At 52.8% G+C, this 3,232-nt stretch carries 7 protein-coding genes and 1 pseudogene; 5 read left to right on the plus strand and 3 right to left on the minus strand.

Annotation, left to right across the window (positions count from 1 at the left end; translation table 11 throughout):
- Positions 1-77 precede the first annotated feature (77 nt).
- Complete coding sequence (locus RMR24_RS00005; protein ID WP_310613043.1) at positions 78-383, minus strand: putative holin; 306 nt, start codon at positions 381-383, stop codon at positions 78-80.
- A gap of 13 nt (positions 384-396) precedes the next feature.
- Here RMR24_RS00005 and RMR24_RS00010 point away from each other — a divergent pair, with 13 nt between their 5' ends.
- Positions 397-705, plus strand: coding sequence for a hypothetical protein (locus RMR24_RS00010; RefSeq protein WP_310613044.1), 309 nt, complete (start codon positions 397-399; stop codon positions 703-705).
- 162 nt (positions 706-867) lie between these two features.
- Here the strand turns inward: RMR24_RS00010 and RMR24_RS00015 are convergent, their stop codons facing one another.
- Entirely contained in the window at positions 868-1,287 is a 420-nt protein-coding gene (locus RMR24_RS00015) for a hypothetical protein (RefSeq protein WP_310613045.1), read from the minus strand.
- Positions 1,287-1,847, minus strand: coding sequence for a hypothetical protein (locus RMR24_RS00020; RefSeq protein WP_310613046.1), 561 nt, complete (start codon positions 1,845-1,847; stop codon positions 1,287-1,289). The genes RMR24_RS00015 and RMR24_RS00020 overlap by 1 nt, the downstream gene beginning before the upstream one ends.
- An 11-nt stretch (positions 1,848-1,858) precedes the next feature.
- Between RMR24_RS00020 and RMR24_RS00025 the strand changes: the two genes are divergently transcribed.
- The 4 genes and pseudogenes from RMR24_RS00025 to RMR24_RS00040 all read left to right on the plus strand — a co-directional run.
- Positions 1,859-2,125: a DNA-binding protein gene (locus RMR24_RS00025; RefSeq protein ID WP_310613047.1), complete on the plus strand. Its 267-nt coding sequence runs from the start codon at positions 1,859-1,861 to the stop codon at positions 2,123-2,125.
- Positions 2,122-2,427: a hypothetical protein gene (locus tag RMR24_RS00030; RefSeq protein ID WP_310613048.1), complete on the plus strand. Its 306-nt coding sequence runs from the start codon at positions 2,122-2,124 to the stop codon at positions 2,425-2,427. Before RMR24_RS00025 ends, RMR24_RS00030 begins: the two co-directional genes overlap by 4 nt.
- Complete coding sequence (locus RMR24_RS00035) at positions 2,424-2,630, plus strand: hypothetical protein (RefSeq protein ID WP_310613049.1); 207 nt, start codon at positions 2,424-2,426, stop codon at positions 2,628-2,630. The genes RMR24_RS00030 and RMR24_RS00035 overlap by 4 nt, the downstream gene beginning before the upstream one ends.
- Positions 2,631-2,775: 145 nt before the next feature.
- Positions 2,776-3,232: pseudogene (locus RMR24_RS00040) on the plus strand (hypothetical protein); the annotation flags it as partial.

The raw sequence follows: 3,232 nt of genomic DNA on the forward strand, positions 1-3,232 counted from the left end.
AGCGAACAACGCCAAGGCAACCCACGCCAACACAAAGCAGGCCCCCATGCGAAGGCGACGGCGGCGAACTTGGTATGTCATGCGCCCAAGCCCACGCAAATCAGGCAGGCGGCCACAATGATGGCGCGACGCAGCTGCGATGAAGAGAAAACATTGGCCGTGCGGTCAGTGCTAGACCCCACAAGAAACATATCGGGCCGCGCATAAGGAAACAGCGCACGGTCAAGCCAATAGCCTCCCCAGCCGCCAAGCGCCATAAGGTGCGCCTTGTAGAGCGATACCGACACCACATTGCCGGGCCACTCACTTTGAGCGAACAACGAGGCGGCCAACAACACGGCGGTCAAGACCACCCAGCTGAGCATTCGATACGACTTAGACATAACGACTCCAGAAATGAAAAAAGGACTTCGGTTAGAAGTCCTTAGTTTCTGGAATCAGCGCTGCTTAGTCGTGGTGAAACACTTCACCGTGGCAACGCCCTATGCGCGCGCGAAGATGCGGGGTATGAACACAACTGCCACACACCACGCCTGCCTATTTGAAGGGGTTAAGTCTGTACGCCCTTTAGATGGAGGGCGTCTAGAGATTGATTGCAAGCGGGTGATTGTGCATGGCAAACTTATTTGCGAACAAGATCGTAACCTTCAACACAATACTGGCCTGCCGGAAGAACCACGGCAGCCTGACATTGAGGGCAGTTGAGATTCTTAATGTTGAGCGCCTCAGTATTTATCACTGAGCCCTCTGCCCAGTCTACGGTGAACGTGAATTCGTGTCCGCAAGTGCATTTGTGCGCATGGCTTGCACGGACATAGGAGACGGCACTCAAAGAGCCTGTGGACGGGTCAAACCTAAATGTGTTTGTCACGGCTTTACTCTTTTCTCTTGACGCTTCTTAGCAAGCGCACGTTTGGCTTCAATCGTTTTTGTGTCGTCGTCCAACAGACGTTTGTAACGCTTTTGCTTACGCGACAAAGTATCGACATTGGGGTCGTCTAACGATGTGTCACGCCGTACCCGTCTAGGCAGGTCGTCAAGCAAAAACTGAAACTCGTGCATTGATTCTGAGAACATGCCAGCTTGTTGCAAATACAACGGCAGCTTGCACCACTTCTCAGCGGTATAGACAAACGGTGATTCGAGCATCAGGGTTTTTGCCTTGTAGAGGCAAGCGACAGCGGCGTGCATTCGCTTTTCGTCTTTGAGTGTTGTGGACTCGCGCATGAGTGCAGAAATTTGGTCATCTATGTCACTTTGGCCGACGATGAGTTGCACCGTGACCATTACTTGCCCTTCGCCTTCGGAGCCATAGCCGCCACCTGTGCAATGGTGGTTTTGCCTTCTTTGGTCGCACTGCGATAGGCATCAACCACGGCTCGCTCATCCCTACTCAGAGCAGTATCGGTATCACCGCAGATGAGCCAATTCATATCCAGCTGAAGACTTCGGCGCATGTCTCGCAGCAACTTAGCTGACGGGGCTTGCTTGCCCGTTAACGCAGCCTTGAGATCAGTTTTTTTATGACCTTCGCGCACCAATACATCGGTGTAGGTGGACTGACCTAGCGACTGCTCAACACGCTTTCTAAAACCGCTTTCCCAGCTTTCGCCGTCCACGTCTAAATGCACTGGACCTGTGCCTTCATAGATGAACTCGGGATTTAGCCCCTCGGCGCTGATAAGGGCATCAATTTCGGCGGTAGGTAGTTGGCCGCGTGTTTTGCGTGTTGACCACGCGGACTGCTTCATCCCAAGCCGCTCAGCTAATTGAGCCTCGCTTGGCAAGTCAAGCGCAAGTCGTAAACGATCAGCGACACCTAAAAACCCTACGTTTTTGTCAACCATAAAAATACTCCTTGCAATTTGCGTTAACTGTTAACACAATACGCATCAACGAACTTTTAACAACCCAACCTAAAGGACTGAAAAAAATGCCAATCACACCAGAAAAACTGAAAGAGAAATTCCGTCGCGAAGGCAAGACCTTCAAAGATTTTGCCACCGAACACGGCTACCCATACGGCGAAGTGGTGCGTGTAGTCAATGGCATTAATAAAGCGCGTCGAGGCCGTGGTCACGAAATTGCTGTGCGCCTTGGTTTGAAAGAGGCTGGAACTGTATGACAACTCCTGAGCAACAGTCCGCTCAAGACCGCCTAGCAGCAGTCGTGAATAGACGGGCTGAGCGCGAGGAGCAAAAAAACCGTGGCGTTGACGTCCCTTGGGTGACCGCCACCCTGACCCGCTGCCGTCACGGCGCTGCTTTGGTGGAGCTGACCAGCGAACCGTTCAACGGCATGGAAATTCGCCCCAGCGCATTGCGTGAGATGGCGCAGCGTCTGACAGCAATAGCCGATATGGCGGTCAAGCTGCCTACGGGCGGCAAGCACTTTAAGCCGACAACGGTTGTAGTGGGGAAGTCATGAGTGATGGATTTGATTCAGTAGTCGAGGTTTTGCCTCCAGAAATGCAAACGCTAGTGCGGATCGCAATAGACACCAATGCAACTGTGGAAATTCAAGCTGAAGCAGCGAAATCAATTGTTGAGGGGACGCCTCTTCCATTGCTCAAAAAGTTTGTTCTCCGATTTATTCAAAACAAATATTTAGAAGGAAATCTGAATGCCTAAGAAAAATGAAGTGATCGTGGCAAATCCCCGCACCGTGCGGGGATTTGAGTTCACAGAAAGTGACTCAATAGCCGCCGTTGGCCTTGGGATCGTGCTGGGGGGCTCCGTAAGTGACCGAGTGTCCCGCGCCGCCGTTGCATGCAATATGGCCGCACGCTTAGCGGTTGAGGCTGGCTATTTGCTATTGAGCGTAAAGGCTGAGATGCCTCACGGAGAGTTTGAAGACGGCATGGAGGCGCTTGGACTCACCAGTCAACGCGCTTCAGAGCTGATGCGGATGGCAAAGTTCGCGACCATGCTTCCTGAATCCAAGCGCAATGAAATGCTGATGTTGCCAAAGTCGAAGGTGTTGGTGTTTGCCAGTGCTGATCCCGAGGTGATTGAGGACGTTTTGGAAGGCGGGGATTTCGCAGACTTGGCTGATATGAATACGCGTGCTCTTCGCTTGCGCATTCGCGAGTTGGAGGCGCAACGCGTCAATCTGAGCGTTGAACGTGACACCGTGGCGTCAGAGCGTGACGGCCTTGCCAAGCAGCTCAAGCGCCAACGCGCACAGCGTGATGACGATGGCGGCGTTCCGGTTGTTGTAGCCGATTTGCGTG

The organism is Limnohabitans sp. (assembly GCF_031539105.1).
In the GTDB taxonomy this organism is placed as follows: domain Bacteria; phylum Pseudomonadota; class Gammaproteobacteria; order Burkholderiales; family Burkholderiaceae_C; genus Limnohabitans.

Coding starts and splice junctions, on each gene's coding strand:
- RMR24_RS00005 (WP_310613043.1), bottom strand. CDS start 383: ATGTCTAAGTCGTATCGAATGCTCAGCTGGGTGGTCTTGACCGCCGTG.
- RMR24_RS00010 (WP_310613044.1), top strand. CDS start 397: ATGAAAAAAGGACTTCGGTTAGAAGTCCTTAGTTTCTGGAATCAGCGC.
- RMR24_RS00015 (WP_310613045.1), bottom strand. CDS start 1,287: ATGGTCACGGTGCAACTCATCGTCGGCCAAAGTGACATAGATGACCAA.
- RMR24_RS00020 (WP_310613046.1), bottom strand. CDS start 1,847: ATGGTTGACAAAAACGTAGGGTTTTTAGGTGTCGCTGATCGTTTACGA.
- RMR24_RS00030 (WP_310613048.1), top strand. CDS start 2,122: ATGACAACTCCTGAGCAACAGTCCGCTCAAGACCGCCTAGCAGCAGTC.
- RMR24_RS00035 (WP_310613049.1), top strand. CDS start 2,424: ATGAGTGATGGATTTGATTCAGTAGTCGAGGTTTTGCCTCCAGAAATG.